The sequence below is a fragment of the Loktanella sp. SALINAS62 genome (genome assembly GCF_018263905.1).
Classification (GTDB): domain Bacteria; phylum Pseudomonadota; class Alphaproteobacteria; order Rhodobacterales; family Rhodobacteraceae; genus Loktanella.
The window spans coordinates 1-16,692 of sequence record NZ_JAAFZU010000004.1 but is presented as its reverse complement, the minus strand read 5'-3'; the positions used below and the strand labels follow the sequence as shown (position 1 = coordinate 16,692).

The 16,692-nt window shown below is 58.8% G+C and carries 13 protein-coding genes and 1 tRNA gene; 3 read left to right on the top strand and 11 right to left on the bottom strand.

Going from position 1 to position 16,692, the window contains the following annotated elements; translation table 11 throughout:
- The first annotated feature begins 260 nt into the window (after window positions 1–260).
- Window positions 261–1,169 (top strand): DUF6692 family protein, encoded by a 909-nt coding sequence (locus GZH79_RS03375; protein WP_211641835.1) that lies wholly within the window; start codon window positions 261–263, stop codon window positions 1,167–1,169.
- Window positions 1,170–1,193: 24 nt separating this feature from the next.
- On the top strand, window positions 1,194–1,319 hold the full coding sequence (locus GZH79_RS19185) for a hypothetical protein (RefSeq protein ID WP_283094777.1): 126 nt from the start codon (window positions 1,194–1,196) through the stop codon (window positions 1,317–1,319).
- A 243-nt stretch (window positions 1,320–1,562) separates the two neighbouring features.
- Here the strand turns inward: GZH79_RS19185 and rpoC are convergent, their stop codons facing one another.
- The 11 genes from rpoC to GZH79_RS03320 form a co-directional block, all read right to left on the bottom strand.
- The gene (gene rpoC / locus GZH79_RS03370) at window positions 1,563–5,822 is read right to left on the bottom strand and encodes a DNA-directed RNA polymerase subunit beta' (RefSeq protein ID WP_211641833.1); all 4,260 of its coding nucleotides are present in this window, start codon (window positions 5,820–5,822) and stop codon (window positions 1,563–1,565) included.
- 70 nt (window positions 5,823–5,892) lie between these two features.
- Entirely contained in the window at window positions 5,893–10,032 is a 4,140-nt protein-coding gene (gene rpoB, locus GZH79_RS03365; protein ID WP_211641832.1) for a DNA-directed RNA polymerase subunit beta, read from the bottom strand.
- A 238-nt stretch (window positions 10,033–10,270) separates the two neighbouring features.
- Window positions 10,271–10,645, bottom strand: a complete 375-nt coding sequence (gene rplL / locus GZH79_RS03360) for a 50S ribosomal protein L7/L12 (protein ID WP_211641830.1) — start codon at window positions 10,643–10,645, stop codon at window positions 10,271–10,273.
- A 71-nt stretch (window positions 10,646–10,716) separates the two neighbouring features.
- The gene (gene rplJ / locus GZH79_RS03355; protein ID WP_211641828.1) at window positions 10,717–11,229 is read right to left on the bottom strand and encodes a 50S ribosomal protein L10; all 513 of its coding nucleotides are present in this window, start codon (window positions 11,227–11,229) and stop codon (window positions 10,717–10,719) included.
- Between the two features lie 398 nt (window positions 11,230–11,627).
- A complete protein-coding gene (gene rplA / locus GZH79_RS03350) occupies window positions 11,628–12,326 on the bottom strand; it encodes a 50S ribosomal protein L1 (protein ID WP_211641826.1) in 699 nt (232 codons plus the stop codon).
- Window positions 12,326–12,751, bottom strand: a complete 426-nt coding sequence (gene rplK / locus GZH79_RS03345; RefSeq protein ID WP_211641823.1) for a 50S ribosomal protein L11 — start codon at window positions 12,749–12,751, stop codon at window positions 12,326–12,328. The genes rplA and rplK overlap by 1 nt, the downstream gene beginning before the upstream one ends.
- Before the next feature lie 105 nt (window positions 12,752–12,856).
- A complete protein-coding gene (gene nusG, locus GZH79_RS03340) occupies window positions 12,857–13,390 on the bottom strand; it encodes a transcription termination/antitermination protein NusG (protein ID WP_211641822.1) in 534 nt (177 codons plus the stop codon).
- A gap of 203 nt (window positions 13,391–13,593) precedes the next feature.
- Complete coding sequence (secE, locus tag GZH79_RS03335; RefSeq protein ID WP_211641821.1) at window positions 13,594–13,791, bottom strand: preprotein translocase subunit SecE; 198 nt, start codon at window positions 13,789–13,791, stop codon at window positions 13,594–13,596.
- A gap of 55 nt (window positions 13,792–13,846) precedes the next feature.
- Complete coding sequence (locus GZH79_RS03330) at window positions 13,847–14,758, bottom strand: hypothetical protein (protein WP_211641820.1); 912 nt, start codon at window positions 14,756–14,758, stop codon at window positions 13,847–13,849.
- Window positions 14,759–14,780: 22 nt separating this feature from the next.
- Window positions 14,781–14,856: transfer RNA gene (locus GZH79_RS03325), tRNA-Trp, on the bottom strand.
- 62 nt (window positions 14,857–14,918) lie between these two features.
- The gene (locus GZH79_RS03320) at window positions 14,919–15,887 is read right to left on the bottom strand and encodes a hypothetical protein (RefSeq protein WP_211641819.1); all 969 of its coding nucleotides are present in this window, start codon (window positions 15,885–15,887) and stop codon (window positions 14,919–14,921) included.
- Between the two features lie 140 nt (window positions 15,888–16,027).
- On the opposite strand from GZH79_RS03320, the gene GZH79_RS03315 reads away from it, so the two are divergent.
- Complete coding sequence (locus tag GZH79_RS03315; RefSeq protein ID WP_211641948.1) at window positions 16,028–16,528, top strand: DUF892 family protein; 501 nt, start codon at window positions 16,028–16,030, stop codon at window positions 16,526–16,528.
- The last annotated feature ends 164 nt before the right edge of the window (window positions 16,529–16,692 follow it).

Here is a 16,692-nt window from a genome sequence, read left to right as displayed (position 1 = left end):
AACACCGCGCGCCCCTGCAAAGGCCGCGGCGTTTTCGCGTGATACCTTGCCAGTCGTGGCCAAGACCGCCGTGACCCGTCGCGGACCTGCCATGCATGATTTTCGAAGATCGGTTTTTTTCGACCACGGGTGTCCCATCACGCAGCGATCAGACACGACCATCAGTTTCATGCACTTTCTTCGGAACCGCCATAAGAACAGCTGGTTGGTATACCCACACTGGGTATGCACAACCATCACTAACTAAAGGCGCGTTCACAATGGCAAACGACGACGGAAAACACGAGGGCGGCGGCAGGGGCTACGGACGTTTCGCTGCAATGATCGCAACATCCACGATCGTCATGTTCGGGTTGATGTATCTGAACACATACCTCATTTCGCATATTTTCTGGTCGGAAACGCGGTTCTACATGGCGCTGCTGATGGGCGCGACAATGGCGATCATCATGCTTGCCTATATGTTAAAGATGTATCCCAGCCGCACCGTGAACGTCGCCATCTTTGCGGGCGCAGCCGTCACCTTTGCGCTGACGCTCTGGCTGGTGCGCAGTCAGGTCACCGTGGCTGACACCAGCTACATGCGTGCGATGATCCCGCACCATTCCATTGCAGTCATGACATCAAGCCGGGCCAATATCTCTGATCCGCGGGTCCGCAAACTGGCGGACGAGATCATCTATGCGCAGGACAAGGAAATCGCAGAGATGCGCTATCTTATTGCCGAACTGGAGTCAGGCGACGACGCAGCGGGACAGCAGGATGAACCTGCGTCTGTCGTTTCGCTGGACGAAGCCCTGTCATATGCGCATGTCGCCGTCCTTGATCCCGGCTTTCTGACGGATGAGGATATCGCGAAAGTCCTTCCCGACGGGCCTACCTGCACCTTTGTCTACACGCAGAGCAGCCCCCCGGTTCTGGCGATTGGCGCCGACGGCGCGGCCTTGGTCAAGCTTGGCGGCAATCTGATCCGTCTCGACGCTACAGACGCCGCCGCACTTTCAAGCGGTCCGACCTTGACCACAGATGGCATGACCATCGACCTCAGCGCACCGGGCCAAGAGCCTGCGCTGGACGCCGTTGCCGGGCGACAGGACACAAATCTTGTGCTTTCGCTCGATGCAGGATTGCGGGCGGGGTACCGCGGTTTCTACGACTGCACGACCTGATTGAAACACCAAAGGATCGACAGGATGCAACACATGGAGATGATGGACGGAATGGGCTGGATGATGAGCGGCATGGGGCTGATTGCAGTCCTTGTGATCATCTTCCTGATCGCTGGGATCATCTATTTCGTCCGCAACTCGCGTCGGTAGAGCGCAACGTACCGGCGTCACGAGTTGCTACATGGCTATCGCTGCATCGGCCGACGCACGGGCACGATCAGCGCCATCGCGGGCATGAACAGACACCGCGAAAGTCTGCCAGCCGCGTCGGGGCGTGTCAGGCAGCGGCCCACTGCGGCGGTGCGGTTAGCCGCGCGCGGATCGTCATGGCACCCAAACGAAAAGGGCCCCCGGACATGATCCGGGGGCCCATTGGCGCATCGCCAATATCGTTTATTCGTCACGGCTTTCGGGCGTATCGACGATCATGGTGTCGAACTCGTCCCCACCGACCACGTCGTCAGCCACGGGTTCCTGCACCGGTGCTGCAAGGGCTGCGGCCTGTTCGGCCTCTTCCCGGCGCGCTTCGATCACGACGTTGTCGCGGTCGGATGCGATCTTGCGCATCCGGCTGGTCGCACCGCCGGTCCCGGCGGGGATCAGACGACCCACGATGACGTTCTCTTTCAGGCCGACCAGTTTGTCACGCTTGCCCATGACCGATGCTTCGGTCAGCACGCGCGTGGTTTCCTGGAACGACGCGGCAGAGATAAAGCTGCGGGTTTGCAGCGACGCCTTGGTGATGCCCAGCAGGATCGGTTCGCCCGTTGCCGGACGGCCGTTGCGGGAAATCGCCTTTTCGTTGGCTTCGTCGAATTCCGCCTTGTCGACGGTTTCGCCTTTCAGAAGAACGGTGTCACCGCTGTCCTGAATTTCCCACTTTTGCAGCATCTGACGCACGATGACTTCGATGTGCTTGTCGTTGATGCGCACACCCTGCAGGCGATACACGTCCTGCACCTCGTCGATCATGTAGTCTGCCAGCGCTTCGACGCCCATGACCGCAAGAATATCGTGCGGGGCCGGGTTGCCGTCCATGATGTAGTCACCCTTCTGGACGAAGTCGCCTTCGGCCACCGGGATGTGCTTGCCCTTGGGCACCATGTATTCGACCTTTACGTCCGGATCGTCGGACGATTCAATCGCGATGCGGCGCTTGTTCTTGTAGTCCTTGCCGAACCGGACATAGCCGTCGATTTCCGCGATGATGGCGTGATCCTTCGGGCGACGTGCCTCGAACAATTCGGCCACACGCGGCAGACCACCGGTAATGTCCTTGGTCTTGGCGCCTTCGCGCGGAATGCGCGCGACGACGTCACCGGCCTGGATGTCTTCGCCGTCTTCGACGGACAGAACAGCATCAACCGACATGGCATAGCTGACGGGGTTCCCGTCATCCTTCATCACCGGTTCGCCGTTGCTGTCGGCGATGATGATTTTCGGTGCCAGTTCGTTACCCTTGGGGGCCGCGCGCCAGTCGGACACGATGCGCTGGGTCATGCCCGTCGCATCATCGGTGTCTTCGCGAACCGCGATCCCGTTGACCAGATCGACGTATTTCACGCGACCGGCTTTTTCGGCAATGATCGGCAGGGTGTATGGATCCCATTCGAACAGTTTGTCGCCACGGTGAATGTCCTGGCCTTCGGTGACGAACACCTTTGACCCGTAACCCACCTTGTGCGTCGCGCGTTCGACACCGTTGCTGTCCACGATCGCAATGACCATGTTCCGCCCCATCACGACCAGATCGCCTGCCGTGTTCGCCAGCAATGCGGCGTTGCGGAATTCGATCTTGCCGGGCTGGCTTGCTTCGAGGAAGGACTGCTGGCCACCCTGCGCCACACCGCCGATGTGGAACGTCCGCATCGTCAACTGGGTGCCGGGTTCACCGATTGACTGCGCGGCGATGATGCCGACAGCTTCACCGATGTTCACACGCGTGCCACGTGCAAGGTCACGCCCGTAGCAAGTTGCGCAGACACCGTCTTCGGCTTCGCAGGTCAGGGGCGACCGGATGCGCATCTTGGCGATGGCAGCAACGTCGATCATGTCCGCCTTGCGTTCGTCGATCAGTTCACCGGCTTCGACCAGAACCTCGTCCGTGCCCGGACGCAGGACGTCGTCGGCACTGACACGGCCCAGTACACGTTCCGCCAGCGACGATACGACCTCGCCGTCGTTCACGGCGGCTTCTGCCGTGATCGCGCGTTCGGTGCCGCAGTCGATTTCGCGAATGATGCAATCCTGTGCGACGTCCACCAGACGCCGCGTCAGATAACCAGAGTTCGCAGTCTTCAACGCCGTATCCGACAGACCCTTACGGGCACCGTGGGTCGAGTTGAAGTATTCAAGAACGGTCAGGCCTTCCTTGAAGTTCGAGATGATCGGCGTTTCGATGATCTCGCCCGACGGTTTGGCCATCAGACCGCGCATCCCGCCCAGCTGTTTCATCTGCGTGACCGACCCACGGGCACCGGAGTGCGCCATCATGTAAACGCTGTTGGGTTCCGCTTCGGACCCGTCGGCGTCTGTGCCGGCTTGGCTGATGGTGGACATCATGGCGTCGGTGACCTTGTCGTTGGCTTTCGACCAGGCATCCACGACCTTGTTGTACTTTTCACCTTGGGTGATCAGACCGTCCATGTACTGCTGTTCGAAATCCTTGACCAGGTTGCGGGTCTCGTCGACCAGCGCCCATTTGGTATCCGGCACGACCATGTCGTCCTTGCCAAAGCTGATGCCGGCCTTAAATGCCTCGCGGAAGCCCATCGTCATGATCTGGTCGCAGAAGATGACCGATTCCTTCTGACCGCAGTAGCGATAGACGGTATCGATGATCTGCTGCACTTCTTTCTTGCGCAGCAGACGGTTGACCAGGCTGAACGGCGCCTTGGCGTTCAGCGGCAGCAACGCGCCCAGACGCAGACGGCCGGGCGTGGTTTCGAACCGCTGGACGACTTCGTTACCTTCGTCATCAATCTGGGACATCCGCGCTTCGATCTTGGCGTGCAGATGCACCTCACCAGAGGTCAGGGCGTGTTCGACTTCGTCGATATCGCTAAAGGACATGCCTTCGCCCTTCATGCCCTGCCGCATGATCGTGGTGTAGTACAGACCCAGAATCATATCCTGCGACGGCACGATAATCGGCGCGCCATTGGCGGGCGACAGCACGTTGTTCGTGGACATCATCAGAACGCGGGCTTCCAGCTGCGCCTCAAGGCTCAGCGGGACGTGAACAGCCATCTGGTCGCCGTCAAAGTCAGCGTTGAAGGCCGAACAGACCAGCGGGTGAAGCTGGATTGCCTTGCCTTCGATCAGGACTGGTTCGAACGCCTGAATGCCAAGACGGTGCAGCGTCGGCGCACGGTTCAGCATGACGGGGTGTTCGCGGATCACTTCATCCAGAATATCCCAAACCTCGGGACGTTCCTTTTCGACCAGCTTTTTGGCCTGCTTGACGGTGGACGACAAACCCTTGGCTTCGAGCCGCGAATAGATGAACGGCTTGAACAGTTCGAGCGCCATCTTTTTCGGCAGGCCGCACTGGTGCAGTTTCAGTTCCGGACCTGTCACGATGACGGACCGGCCCGAAAAGTCGACGCGCTTGCCCAAAAGGTTCTGACGGAAACGGCCCTGCTTGCCTTTGAGCATGTCAGACAGCGATTTCAGCGGACGCTTGTTGGCCCCCGTGATGACCCGGCCACGACGACCGTTGTCGAACAGCGCATCGACGGATTCCTGCAGCATCCGCTTTTCGTTGCGGACGATGATGTCAGGTGCGCGCAATTCGATCAGCCGCTTCAGACGGTTGTTGCGGTTGATGACGCGGCGATACAGATCGTTCAGGTCGGACGTCGCGAAACGACCGCCATCCAGCGGCACCAGCGGGCGCAGTTCTGGCGGAATGACGGGGATCACGGTCAGCACCATCCATTCCGGACGGTTGCCGGAATCGATGAAGTTTTCGACGATTTTCAACCGCTTGATGATCTTTTTCGGCTTCAGTTCGCCTGTCGCTTCTTTCAGATCGGCGCGCAGTTGCTCTGCCTCTGCTTCAAGGTCGATCTGCGCCAGCATTTCGCGGATGGCTTCGGCACCGATGTTCGCCTGAAACGCGTCAACGCCATAAGCGTCCTGCGCATCGTTGAACTCTTCCTCGGTCATCAACTGGCCGTAGGTCAGGTCCGTCAGACCGGGTTCGATCACGACGTAGTTTTCGAAATACAGGATGCGTTCCAGATCGCGCAGCGTCATGTCCAGCATCAGACCGATGCGGCTGGGCAGCGATTTCAGAAACCAGATGTGCGCGACGGGTGCTGCCAGTTCGATATGGCCCATCCGCTCGCGGCGCACCTTTTGCAGCGTGACTTCGACGCCGCATTTTTCGCAGACGACGCCGCGGTATTTCATGCGCTTGTATTTGCCGCACAGGCATTCGTAATCTTTGATCGGGCCAAAGATCCGCGCGCAGAACAGACCGTCACGTTCGGGTTTGAACGTGCGGTAGTTGATGGTTTCCGGCTTCTTGATCTCGCCAAAGGACCACGACAGGATCCGTTCGGGCGATGCCAATGACACCTTGATTTCGTCAAACGTTTTCACCGGAGCGACCGGGTTGAACGGGTTATTTGTCAGTTCCTGGTTCATCTTCAATTCCTTGAATTGGGGTGCGGTAAGGTGGGATGGGGCGGCGTGTCGCCGCCCCTAGGGCAAGGGCCTATTCCCCGTCTTCCGCATCCAGGAGTTCCATGTTGAGGCCGAGGCCCCGGACTTCTTTGACAAGCACGTTGAACGACTCGGGCACACCGGCCTCAAAGTTGTCCTCGCCCTTGACGATGCTTTCGTAGACCTTGGTCCGGCCCGCGACGTCATCGGATTTCACCGTCAGCATTTCCTGCAGGGTGTAGGCCGCGCCGTAAGCTTCGAGTGCCCAGACTTCCATCTCGCCGAAGCGCTGACCACCGAACTGTGCCTTACCACCCAGCGGCTGCTGCGTGACAAGCGAGTACGGCCCCGTCGAACGGGCGTGGATCTTGTCGTCGACCAGGTGGTGCAGTTTCAGCAGGTATTTCACACCCACCGTCACCTTGCGGCTGAACTGTTCACCGGTGCGGCCGTCGAACAGGATCGACTGACCCGACGTGTCGAACCCGGCCCGTTTCAGGCTGTCGTTCACGTCCGCCTCTTTCGCGCCGTCAAAGACGGGTGTCGCGATCGGGACGCCGCGTGTGACGTTGCCGGCGGCTTCCAGCATGTCCTGTTCGGACATCCCCTCGAAACCTTCGTCATAGACGTCGTCACCATAGGCGATGCGCAGCGCTTCCTTGACCGGGGTCATGTCGCCGCTGCGGCGATAATCGCCCAGTGCCTCATCAATCTGGATACCCAGACCGCGTGCGGCCCAACCCATGTGGGTTTCAAGGATCTGACCGACGTTCATGCGCGACGGCACGCCCAGCGGGTTCAGACAGAAATCGACCGGCGTACCGTCCGCAAGGAACGGCATGTCCTCCATCGGGACCACCTTGGAAATCACACCCTTGTTGCCGTGACGTCCGGCCATCTTGTCGCCCGGCTGCAGCTTGCGCTTTACCGCGACGAACACCTTGACCATCTTCATGACGCCCGGCGGCAGATCGTCGCCACGACGGACCTTTTCGACCTTGTCCTCGAAACGGGCGTCGAGCGTGCGCTTCTGCACCTCGTATTGCTCGTTCAGGGCTTCGACGATCTGGGCGTCTGCTTCGTCTTTCAGGGCAAGCTGCCACCACTGGCCACGGGACAGACCGTCCAGCGTTTCATCGCTGACAATTGTGCCAGCCTTGATCCCCTTGGGGCCTTTGACGACTTCTTTGCCCATGATCATGTCGTGCAGACGGGCATAGATGTTGCGGTCCAGGATCGCGAGTTCGTCGTCGCGGTCGCGGGACAGGCGTTCGACCTCTTCACGTTCGATCTGCAACGCACGTTCGTCCTTTTCCACACCGTGGCGGTTGAACACACGCACTTCGACGACCGTACCGAAATCACCCGGCGGCAGACGCAGCGACGTGTCACGGACATCGGATGCCTTTTCACCAAAGATCGCGCGCAGCAGCTTTTCTTCGGGGGTCATCGGGCTTTCACCCTTGGGGGTGATCTTGCCCACCAGAATGTCTGCCGGTCCGACTTCTGCACCGATATAAACGACACCGGCTTCGTCAAGGTTGCGCAGGGCTTCCTCGCCGACGTTCGGAATGTCGCGCGTGATTTCTTCTGGCCCAAGCTTGGTGTCACGGGCGGCGACTTCGAATTCCTCGATATGGATCGAGGTAAAGACGTCGTCACGCGTGATGCGTTCGGAAATCAGGATAGAGTCTTCGTAGTTGTAGCCATTCCACGGCATGAAGGCGACGACGACGTTCTTGCCAAGCGCCAGTTCCCCCATGTCGGTGGACGGGCCATCTGCGATGACTTCGCCCTTCTGGACGTGATCGCCCACTTTTACCAGCGGACGCTGGTTGATGCAGGTGTTCTGGTTCGACCGCTGGAATTTGCGCATGCGGTAGATGTCAACGCCTGCGTCGCCCAGTTCCAGATCGGACGTCGCCCGGACCACGATACGGGCAGCATCGACCTGGTCGATGATGCCAGCCCGGCGCGCCATGATGGCGGCACCCGAATCGCGCGCCACCACTTCTTCGATACCGGTGCCGACCAGCGGCGCCTCTGCTTGCAGCAGCGGCACGGCCTGACGCTGCATGTTGGACCCCATCAGCGCGCGGTTGGCGTCGTCGTTTTCCAGGAACGGGATCAAAGAAGCCGCAACAGACACCAGCTGTTTCGGCGACACGTCGATCAGGTCGACGTTTTCACGCGGCGACAGGGTGTAATCGCCGTTCTTGCGTGTCGAAACGAGTTCGTTTTCGAAACCGCCTTCTGCAGTCAGGTTCGCGTTGGCCTGCGCCACGGTGTGCCGCATTTCTTCGGTTGCGGACATATAGGACACTTCGTCCGTCACCTTGCCGTCCGTCACCTTGCGGTAGGGCGTTTCGATAAAGCCGTACTTGTTCACCCGTGCGAACGTCGCAAGCGAGTTGATCAGACCGATGTTCGGTCCTTCGGGCGTTTCAATCGGACACATCCGGCCATAGTGGGTCGGGTGGACGTCGCGCACTTCGAAACCGGCACGTTCGCGGGTCAGACCGCCCGGCCCAAGCGCCGACAGGCGACGCTTGTGCGTCACTTCGGACAGCGGGTTCGTCTGGTCCATGAACTGCGACAGCTGGGACGAACCAAAGAATTCACGCACGGCAGCGGCAGCAGGTTTTGCGTTGATCAGGTCCTGCGGCATGACGGTGTCGATTTCGACCGATGACATGCGTTCCTTGATCGCGCGTTCCATGCGCAGCAGACCGACGCGATACTGATTTTCCATCAGTTCGCCCACGGACCGCACGCGGCGGTTACCCAAGTGGTCGATGTCGTCGATGTCGCCCTTGCCGTCGCGCAGTTCCACCAACGCCTTGATGCAGGCGACGATGTCTTCGCGGCGCAGCGTGCGCTGCGTGTCTTCGGCGTCCAGGTCCAGACGCATGTTCATTTTCACGCGGCCAACGGCGGACAGGTCATAGCGTTCGCTGTCAAAGAACAACGTATCGAACAGGGCCGATGCGGCGTCCACGGTTGGCGGTTCGCCCGGACGCATGACGCGGTAGATATCCATGAGCGCGGTTTCGCGGTTCATGTTCTTGTCTGCCGCCATCGTGTTGCGCATGTAGGCGCCGACATTGATGTTATCGATGTCCAGAACGGGGATCGTGGTGACGCCAGCGTCGACCAGATCCTTGAGCGTGCCACCGATGACATCGCCCGCCTTGTCCATTTCCAGCGTCAGTTCGTCACCGGCTTCGACAAAAATCGCGCCCGTGTCTTCGTCGATGATGTCGCGGGCCACGAATTTGCCCACGATGTGGTCATAGGGGACCAGCAGTTCGGACACGTTGCCGTCTTCGATCAGTTTCTTGACCGTGCGGGGTGTGACCTTTTCACCTGCCTTTGCAATCACTTCGCCGGTTTTGGCGTCGATCAGGTCATAGGTCGGACGGGTGCCGCGGACGCGTTCCGGGAAGAACTTGGTCGTCCAGGCATTCGCTTTTTTGTCGAGGTTGAAATCGACGGTGTTGTAATAGGCATCCATGATCGCTTCTTGATCAAGGCCCAGCGAATACAGCAGCGTCGTCACCGGCAGTTTGCGGCGACGGTCGATCCGGCAGAACACCAGGTCTTTTGCATCGAATTCGAAATCGAGCCACGATCCGCGATAGGGGATGATCCGGCAGGCGAACAACAGCTTGCCCGAGCTGTGCGTCTTGCCCTTGTCGTGGTCGAAGAACACGCCGGGAGAGCGGTGCATCTGCGACACGATCACACGTTCGGTGCCATTCACGATGAATGTGCCATTCTGCGTCATCAGGGGCATGTCGCCCATGAACACGTCCTGTTCCTTGATGTCCTTGACGGACTTCGCACCGGTATCTTCGTCCATATCGAACACGATCAGACGCAATGTCACCTTCAGCGGTGCGCTGTAGGTCATGTCACGCTGCTGACACTCTTCGACGTCGTACTTCGGCTTTTCCAGCTCGTACTTGACGAATTCAAGAACGGCTGTTTCGTTGAAATCCTTGATCGGGAAAACCGACTGGAACACGCCCATGATGCCTTCGCCGTCGAGCGGCGCTTCACCCTCGCCAGAGCGCAGGAAGAGATCATAGGAAGATTTCTGAACCTCGATGAGGTTCGGCATTTCAAGGACTTCGCGGATTTTGCCGTAGTACTTACGCAGGCGCTTCTGGCCGAGGAAGGAGGAAGCCATGTGTGGTGTCACCTTATCTGTCTGTCGCCTCTCGTTTCGCCCGGGCTGCGAAACGGATGCTTATGACCGGGAGCAAGCGATCTATTCCCGGCCTTCGTCCCACCGAAGGCCTCTCGATCACCTCACCTACCCAAAAGGGGGGTCATTTACGCTGACCAACCTTTAAGACAGGTGCGGCTGGACCTGCACGCGGCAGGTCCAGCCTTGTTTATCAGTGCGGGAAAACCCGCAACGCGGCTTAGGCCAGTTCGACTTCGGCGCCAGCTGCTTCCAGCTTTGCCTTGATCTCTTCGGCTTCCGCTTTGGACGCGCCTTCTTTGACCTTGCCACCGGCTTCGACCAGATCCTTGGCTTCTTTCAGGCCCAGACCGGTGATGCCGCGCACTTCTTTGATCACATTGATCTTCTGTGCGCCGGCGTTCTTCAGAACGACGTCGAATTCGGTCTTTTCTTCGGCAGCTTCGCCAGCACCGGCAGCGGGGCCAGCCATCATCACAGCGCCACCAGCGGCGGGCTCGATGCCATACTCGTCCTTGAGGATGGTTTTCAGTTCTTGTGCTTCCAGCAGGGTCAGACCAACGATGTCTTCTGCCAGTTTCTTCAGATCAGCCATTTGACTTCTTTCCGTTTTCTTAAGTGTGTTCCAACGTCAGGGCATTCAAGCCCCAAGGCGGTTCAGGTTGCTTATGCAGCTTTCTCTTCGATGGTCGAAAGAATGCTCGCGATGTTCGAAGCAGGTGCGCCAATGGCCCCGGCGATGTTGCTGGCAGGTGCTGCGATACAACCCACGATGGAAGCGATAAGCTCCTCGCGGCTTGGCATCCCGGCAACGGCTTTCACACCTTCTAGGTCCAGTGCGGTTTCGCCCATGGCACCACCAAGAATGACCAGCTTGTCATTCTTTTTGGCGTATCCATCGACCACTTTCGCCGCAGCGACAGGGTCTTCGGAATAGGCAAGAACCGTCATCCCCGTCAGGTACTCAGCAATGGAAGCGCTGGGTTTGCCTTCAAGGGCGATCTTGGCGAGCTTGTTCTTGGCAACGCGTACGGACCCGCCTGCTTCACGCATCGAAGCGCGCAGGTCCTGCATTTCGGCAACTGTCATGCCTTCGTAGTGGGCAACCACAACGACGCCAGAGCTTTCAAAGATCTGGCCGAGCTCTTCGACCAGTTTTTCTTTTTGTGCTCTATCCACAGTTTCACTCCAAATTTGGGGGTTTCCCCCCGGCTCAATTTTGCCGTGCGGCGAACCGCCCGACAGTCGAGGTCCGCAATCACGGGATGAGCCGGGTAAAACCGAGGAGAGCCTCAGCCGATCCGGTCGTAACCCGCCTCGGGCAGGAATTAACGGCCATAGGCCAACCCACCGTCTCGGACGAAACAAAACAGCGCACGACGAATCATGCGCTGACTTGCAAGAGTCTCTTTAGGGTGGAGATCGGGAAAAGAAAACCCCACCGCGCGGAATATCGCGCATGGCAGGCCCGGCAAAACGTCAACCGGCTGACACAAAGGATCGAAAACACCCCAATACCCGGTACGCAAAAGGGCGGCCCCTTTCGGAACCGCCCCTGCGATCAGTTCAGACGATGATCAGTTGCCCGTGGCCGATGCGATATCGACGGACACGCCCGGACCCATGGTCGAGGTCAGCGAGACCTTTTTCATATAGGTGCCCTTGGCACCGGACGGACGTGCCTTGGATACTGCGTCGACGAAAGCCTTCAGGTTTTCTTCGAGCTGCTTGGCATCAAAGCTGGCCTTGCCGATTCCGGCATGGACGACACCGGCTTTTTCGGCCTTGAACTGGACCTGACCGCCCTTGGCGTCTTCGACGGCCTGCTTCACGTCCGGCGTGACAGTGCCGACGCGCGGGTTCGGCATCAGGTTGCGTGGGCCCAGAATCTTGCCCAGACGACCGACGATGCCCATCATGTCGGGCGTCGCGATGCAGCGATCGAAATTGATGTTACCGGCCTGAACCTGTTCCATCAGATCTTCGGCGCCGACAATGTCTGCACCGGCTGCGGTGGCTTCGTCAGCCTTTTCGCCACGGGCGAACACGGCGACGCGGACTGTCTTGCCTGTGCCGTTGGGCAGGGTCACGGTGCCACGGACCATCTGGTCTGCGTGACGCGGATCGACACCCAGAACCATCGAGATTTCGATGGTTTCGTCGAATTTTGCCTTGGCGTTGGATTTGACCAGCGACACGGCCTCTTCGACCGTTACGTTGGATTTGCCTTCGAACTGGCTGCGAGCTGCCGCAGTGCGCTTACCGACTTTTGCCATTACTTCACCTCGATGCCCATGGAGCGGGCGGAACCCGCGATGATCAGCATTGCGCCCTCGATGGACGTTGCGTTCAGGTCTTTCATCTTGGCTTCGGCGATTTCACGCACCTGCTTGCCAGAGATGGAACCCGCAGTCGCCTTGCCGGGGGTTTTGGACCCGGATGTCAGCTTTGCGGCTTTCTTGATGTAATAGGACGCGGGGGGCGTCTTGATTTCCATCGAGAACGACTTGTCCGCGTAATACGTGATCACGGTGGGGCAAGGTGCGTCTTTTTCCATGTCCGCTGTCTTGGCGTTGAACGCCTTGCAGAATTCCATGATGTTGATGCCGCGCTGACCCAATGCCGGACCGACGGGCGGGCTTGGCTTTGCGTTGCCTGCGGGCACTTGCAGCTTCAGCGTGCCGACTACTTTCTTGGCCATCTGGCCTCTCCTTTTTTCAGCGGCGGGACCAGTCCCGCCCTACAATGCCCCCTGCGGGGCGACTTGCCGTGGTTCGCCGCGCTGCGGCTCCCACGTCTGACGCACTCAGCCCTGTTTAGAGACCTGAGTGAATTCCAACTCGACCGGGGTCGCCCGGCCAAAGATCGACACCGTCACCTTCAGGCGCTGATGTTCTTCATCGACTTCTTCGACCATGCCGTCGAAGTCTTCGAACGGACCGTCGTTGACCTTGACCTTTTCACCGATCTCGAAGTGGATCAGCGTGCGCGGGCTGTCTTCGCCCTCCTGCACGCGACCAAGGATCGCCTGCACTTCGGCATCGCGCATCGGCATCGGGCGGCCCTGCGGCCCCAGGAAACCGGTGACCCGGTTGATCGAGTTCACCAGATGATAAGCTTCGTCCGACAGTTCCATATGCACCAGCACGTAACCGGGCATGAAACGACGTTCGGTCGTTACTTTTTTGTTGCGGCGGATCTCGATGACCTCTTCGGTCGGGACCAACACTTCGTCGATCTGATCTTCAAGACCCTGCTCGGCAGCTTTTTGACGAATCTGTTCTGCGATCTTCTTTTCGAAGTTCGAAAGAACGCTAACCGAATACCAACGTTTCGCCATGTTCCTCGTCACCTCGTGTTCGCGGCGTCGCGCACCCGCCGCCAATGGTCAAAAACTTCGGATGATCCGCGCCACCCGCCGGGACAATAAATTTTGGCGTGCAACTCGATTCGCCGCACGCCATCCCGGTCGCTTCGCGGCTATTACCGCCCGCTTGCGTTGAATTCAAGGGCCGGGGCGCAGTTTATAGCGCGCCCTTAGGTTCAACTGCCGAAGTAGGTCAGAACGACTTGCAGTCCCTGACGGATGCCCAGATCCACAAGGCTAAAGAACGTCGCCAGCAACGCCGCCATGATGAACACCATGATCGTGGTCAATACGACTTCGCGGCGTGTCGGCCATACGACCTTGGCGATTTCGGCGCGCGTTTCATTGATGAACTTGACGGGGTTCGTGGCCATGAACGTTGTTCCTGCATGTCAGACCTGTGCGACATACGCCGTGACGCGATCCAGTTCAACCCTGCGGACGCAGCAGCGTTACGCCGTTCATCGCGTCAAGCGTATTGATCTGTGCCTGATAGAATTCGACCGACAACGCCCGTTCTTCGGCGTCAAATGCCTGATAGGCGGGGTGCGTCGGGCCGATCGGAAATTCGGTCCGGGCCTGATGCGCCAGCGGTCCATCCAGACCGGCGCGCCGCATTTCCAGCACCCGTGCGACAGCCGCTGCCGACAGGCCCGGATTAACCAACCGTCGGATCGGCACCACATGGCGCGCGGCATCGCCCAGCATGACGTTCAAAATCTGGTCATAGCACAGATGGTAATCTTCCTGACGCCAGACCGTGATGGTCCGCACACCCGGCGTCAGACGCAGGCGCGCGACCAGCTCTGCCCAGTCCACGGCACTTAGCGGGTTCTGATTCTTGAACTTTTCCACGGGGATGAAATGTCCCGCCAGAAACGCCTGACCATAGGCCGAATTAAGGAATCCAGCCGGTTCACGCACGCCCAGACAAACATCTATGCCGTCCGGCGCGATCTTTTGCGCCAGCGCCATCAGCCGTTCACCCGCCGTCGCATACAGCGGATAACCGATACGGTGCATCGGTCCATCGGTCGATTTGTCAAACAGCACGCCGATATAGTTTTCTTCTGACAGCACCAGACGGTCGCCGCCCTGCAACATTTCGTCCAGCACCACATCAGATGGCCGCGGATCAGCGTTGAATTTGCGCGGGTTGAACGGCAGATCGAACCGCGCTTCCAGCCGCTTACCGGGCGCGCGCAGGGACTGTGGACCAAAAAACTGCACGCCCGCTTCGGCCAGTTTGTCGCTGACATTGCCAATCGAATGCTGCAAATGCGTCGTCGCTGTTTTGTGCGCGCCGATATGGAAAACAACTTGAAACGGGGGATGGGACATATCGTGTCACCTTTGATTGGACTGGCAGGGGCAGAAGGACTTGAACCCTCGACCTACGGTTTTGGAGACCGCCGCTCTACCAACTGAGCTATACCCCTACGTCCAAGGCACGAGGTAACCGAGGACCGCAGCGGGATCAAGGGGGGTTTGACCCGCATCGTCACACATCCTGCTTATGAAGACCGATGGCCTGCGCGTGGGTCACGCTGTCAGCCCGCTGCTGTGCGGCAAGGATGGTTTTCTTCCACCCATCATTGTGGACCACAGCGGCAGGTCGCGCCGCCTCGCGCCCATAAAAATCAAGCAATTCCTCGACATTCTGGAAATCTGAAAATTCGACCAGCAGTCTGTCCGCCAGCCATTTGACCGGCAGGTTTAGCAGCGTTTCAGCCTTTTGATAATGATAACTGATAACGCCGCGAATGGCCTGCGCTGTAATCTTGCCAGCCTTGTTCCATTTGACGTCGATCATATTCAGCCGCAGGCCGATCAGTTCGGCAGCGACCGGCAGGCTGATCTGGTCCAGCGTTGGATAGATCCCGCGCGCCAGACGCTTGTTTTCGATCACCAGCGCCACATCGCGCCAGATCGCGCCGAATTCACTGTCAGAATAGGCGACGAACCCCGCAGAAATCGACGGGCAGGTGAACGTCCCATCGGGGCGTGACATACGGGTGCGGGGCAGTGGCAGATCAACGCTGGCATAGGCGGGTGCCCAATCCTGCGGTCCGGTGCCCCACATCCAGTTGCCCGTCGGTCGTCCAGATACGTAACCCGGCACCAGTGTTTCGGACAACCGTGCGGGTTGCAGCATGAACATGTCCGTATCGAACAACATGGTTGCAGGCTGCGGTCGATCATCGGCGCAAGCGTATAGTTTGTTGCCCTGAGGATACGGAACCGCGAACTGGGGGGAAATCGGCCGAAGCGTCACACCATTTGCGTCAAAGAACTTCAGCGTACGGGGATGCAGCTGGTCGATCAATTCAGCCCGACAGTAGCCGTACAGGTGGATATCATCCAAAGCAAAGGCACGCAAAGATGCCGCCAACAGAACCGCTGGCCATTCATAATGTCCAGGTTCCACCATGAAAACGGCGGCGACCGGGGTTTGCACCGGATGCGTCAACAGTTTGCTCCACCTTGCGTTGCACAAACGCTAATCGGCCAATGCGGCGAAAGACAGACAAAATTGGAACGACTTTTCCGCCGGGTGGAACATCATCGCAGCACGACAGTTGTAAGCCGAACAATAAAAGGACGACTGACATGGCAATGACCAGCCTCAAGGATATTTACCTCGATCAACTTCAAGATATGTGGAGCGCGAACACACAGTCGCTTTCCGTTGTGAACGAACTGGGCCGCGCTGCAACTGATCAAGAGCTTTCAGAAGCATTGATTGCAGGCGGCAAAGGCATTTCAGACGGAATCGCAGAACTGGAAAAGCTCTGCAACGATCATGGAATCAACCCCAGCGCCGAACACTGCAAGGGCATGGAAGGCCTGGTCAAAGAAGCCCGCGCGCATGGCCTGTCGGACGACATCGCCGATGATGACGTGCGCGATGCGGCGATCATCCCACAATATCAGCGCATGGTTCACTATGCGCTGGCTGGCTATGGCACGCTGGTGGCCTTTGCCAATCGTCTTGGTCTGGATGGTGACGCTGCGGTTCTGGAAAAATGCCTCGACAACACGTACGACGGCGACCGCCACATGACCAAAATCGCGACAAAAGGCGGCGTGAACAAGGCCGCCGCCAGCTAAGCGATCTGACCGACTGACCGACGGCATGGGGCCGCACATCACTGTGCGGCCCTGTTTTATGTCCGCGCACCTTTTCGCAAAAAGGCCGCTTCCTTTTGGGAAGCGGCCTTTTGTGTTGTCAGCGTGTCTGGGGCGTGGCCTGAGCCAGGCCCTAGGCAAGCAGT

What these genes read in the sequence shown, in the direction of transcription:
- GZH79_RS03375 (WP_211641835.1), top strand. Translation starts at nt 261, where the DNA reads ATGGCAAACGACGACGGAAAACACGAGGGCGGCGGCAGGGGCTACGGA.
- GZH79_RS19185 (WP_283094777.1), top strand. Translation starts at nt 1,194, where the DNA reads ATGCAACACATGGAGATGATGGACGGAATGGGCTGGATGATGAGCGGC.
- rpoC (WP_211641833.1), bottom strand. Translation starts at nt 5,822, where the DNA reads ATGAACCAGGAACTGACAAATAACCCGTTCAACCCGGTCGCTCCGGTG.
- rpoB (WP_211641832.1), bottom strand. Translation starts at nt 10,032, where the DNA reads ATGGCTTCCTCCTTCCTCGGCCAGAAGCGCCTGCGTAAGTACTACGGC.
- rplL (WP_211641830.1), bottom strand. Translation starts at nt 10,645, where the DNA reads ATGGCTGATCTGAAGAAACTGGCAGAAGACATCGTTGGTCTGACCCTG.
- rplA (WP_211641826.1), bottom strand. Translation starts at nt 12,326, where the DNA reads ATGGCAAAAGTCGGTAAGCGCACTGCGGCAGCTCGCAGCCAGTTCGAA.
- rplK (WP_211641823.1), bottom strand. Translation starts at nt 12,751, where the DNA reads ATGGCCAAGAAAGTAGTCGGCACGCTGAAGCTGCAAGTGCCCGCAGGC.
- nusG (WP_211641822.1), bottom strand. Translation starts at nt 13,390, where the DNA reads ATGGCGAAACGTTGGTATTCGGTTAGCGTTCTTTCGAACTTCGAAAAG.
- secE (WP_211641821.1), bottom strand. Translation starts at nt 13,791, where the DNA reads ATGGCCACGAACCCCGTCAAGTTCATCAATGAAACGCGCGCCGAAATC.
- GZH79_RS03330 (WP_211641820.1), bottom strand. Translation starts at nt 14,758, where the DNA reads ATGTCCCATCCCCCGTTTCAAGTTGTTTTCCATATCGGCGCGCACAAA.
- GZH79_RS03315 (WP_211641948.1), top strand. Translation starts at nt 16,028, where the DNA reads ATGGCAATGACCAGCCTCAAGGATATTTACCTCGATCAACTTCAAGAT.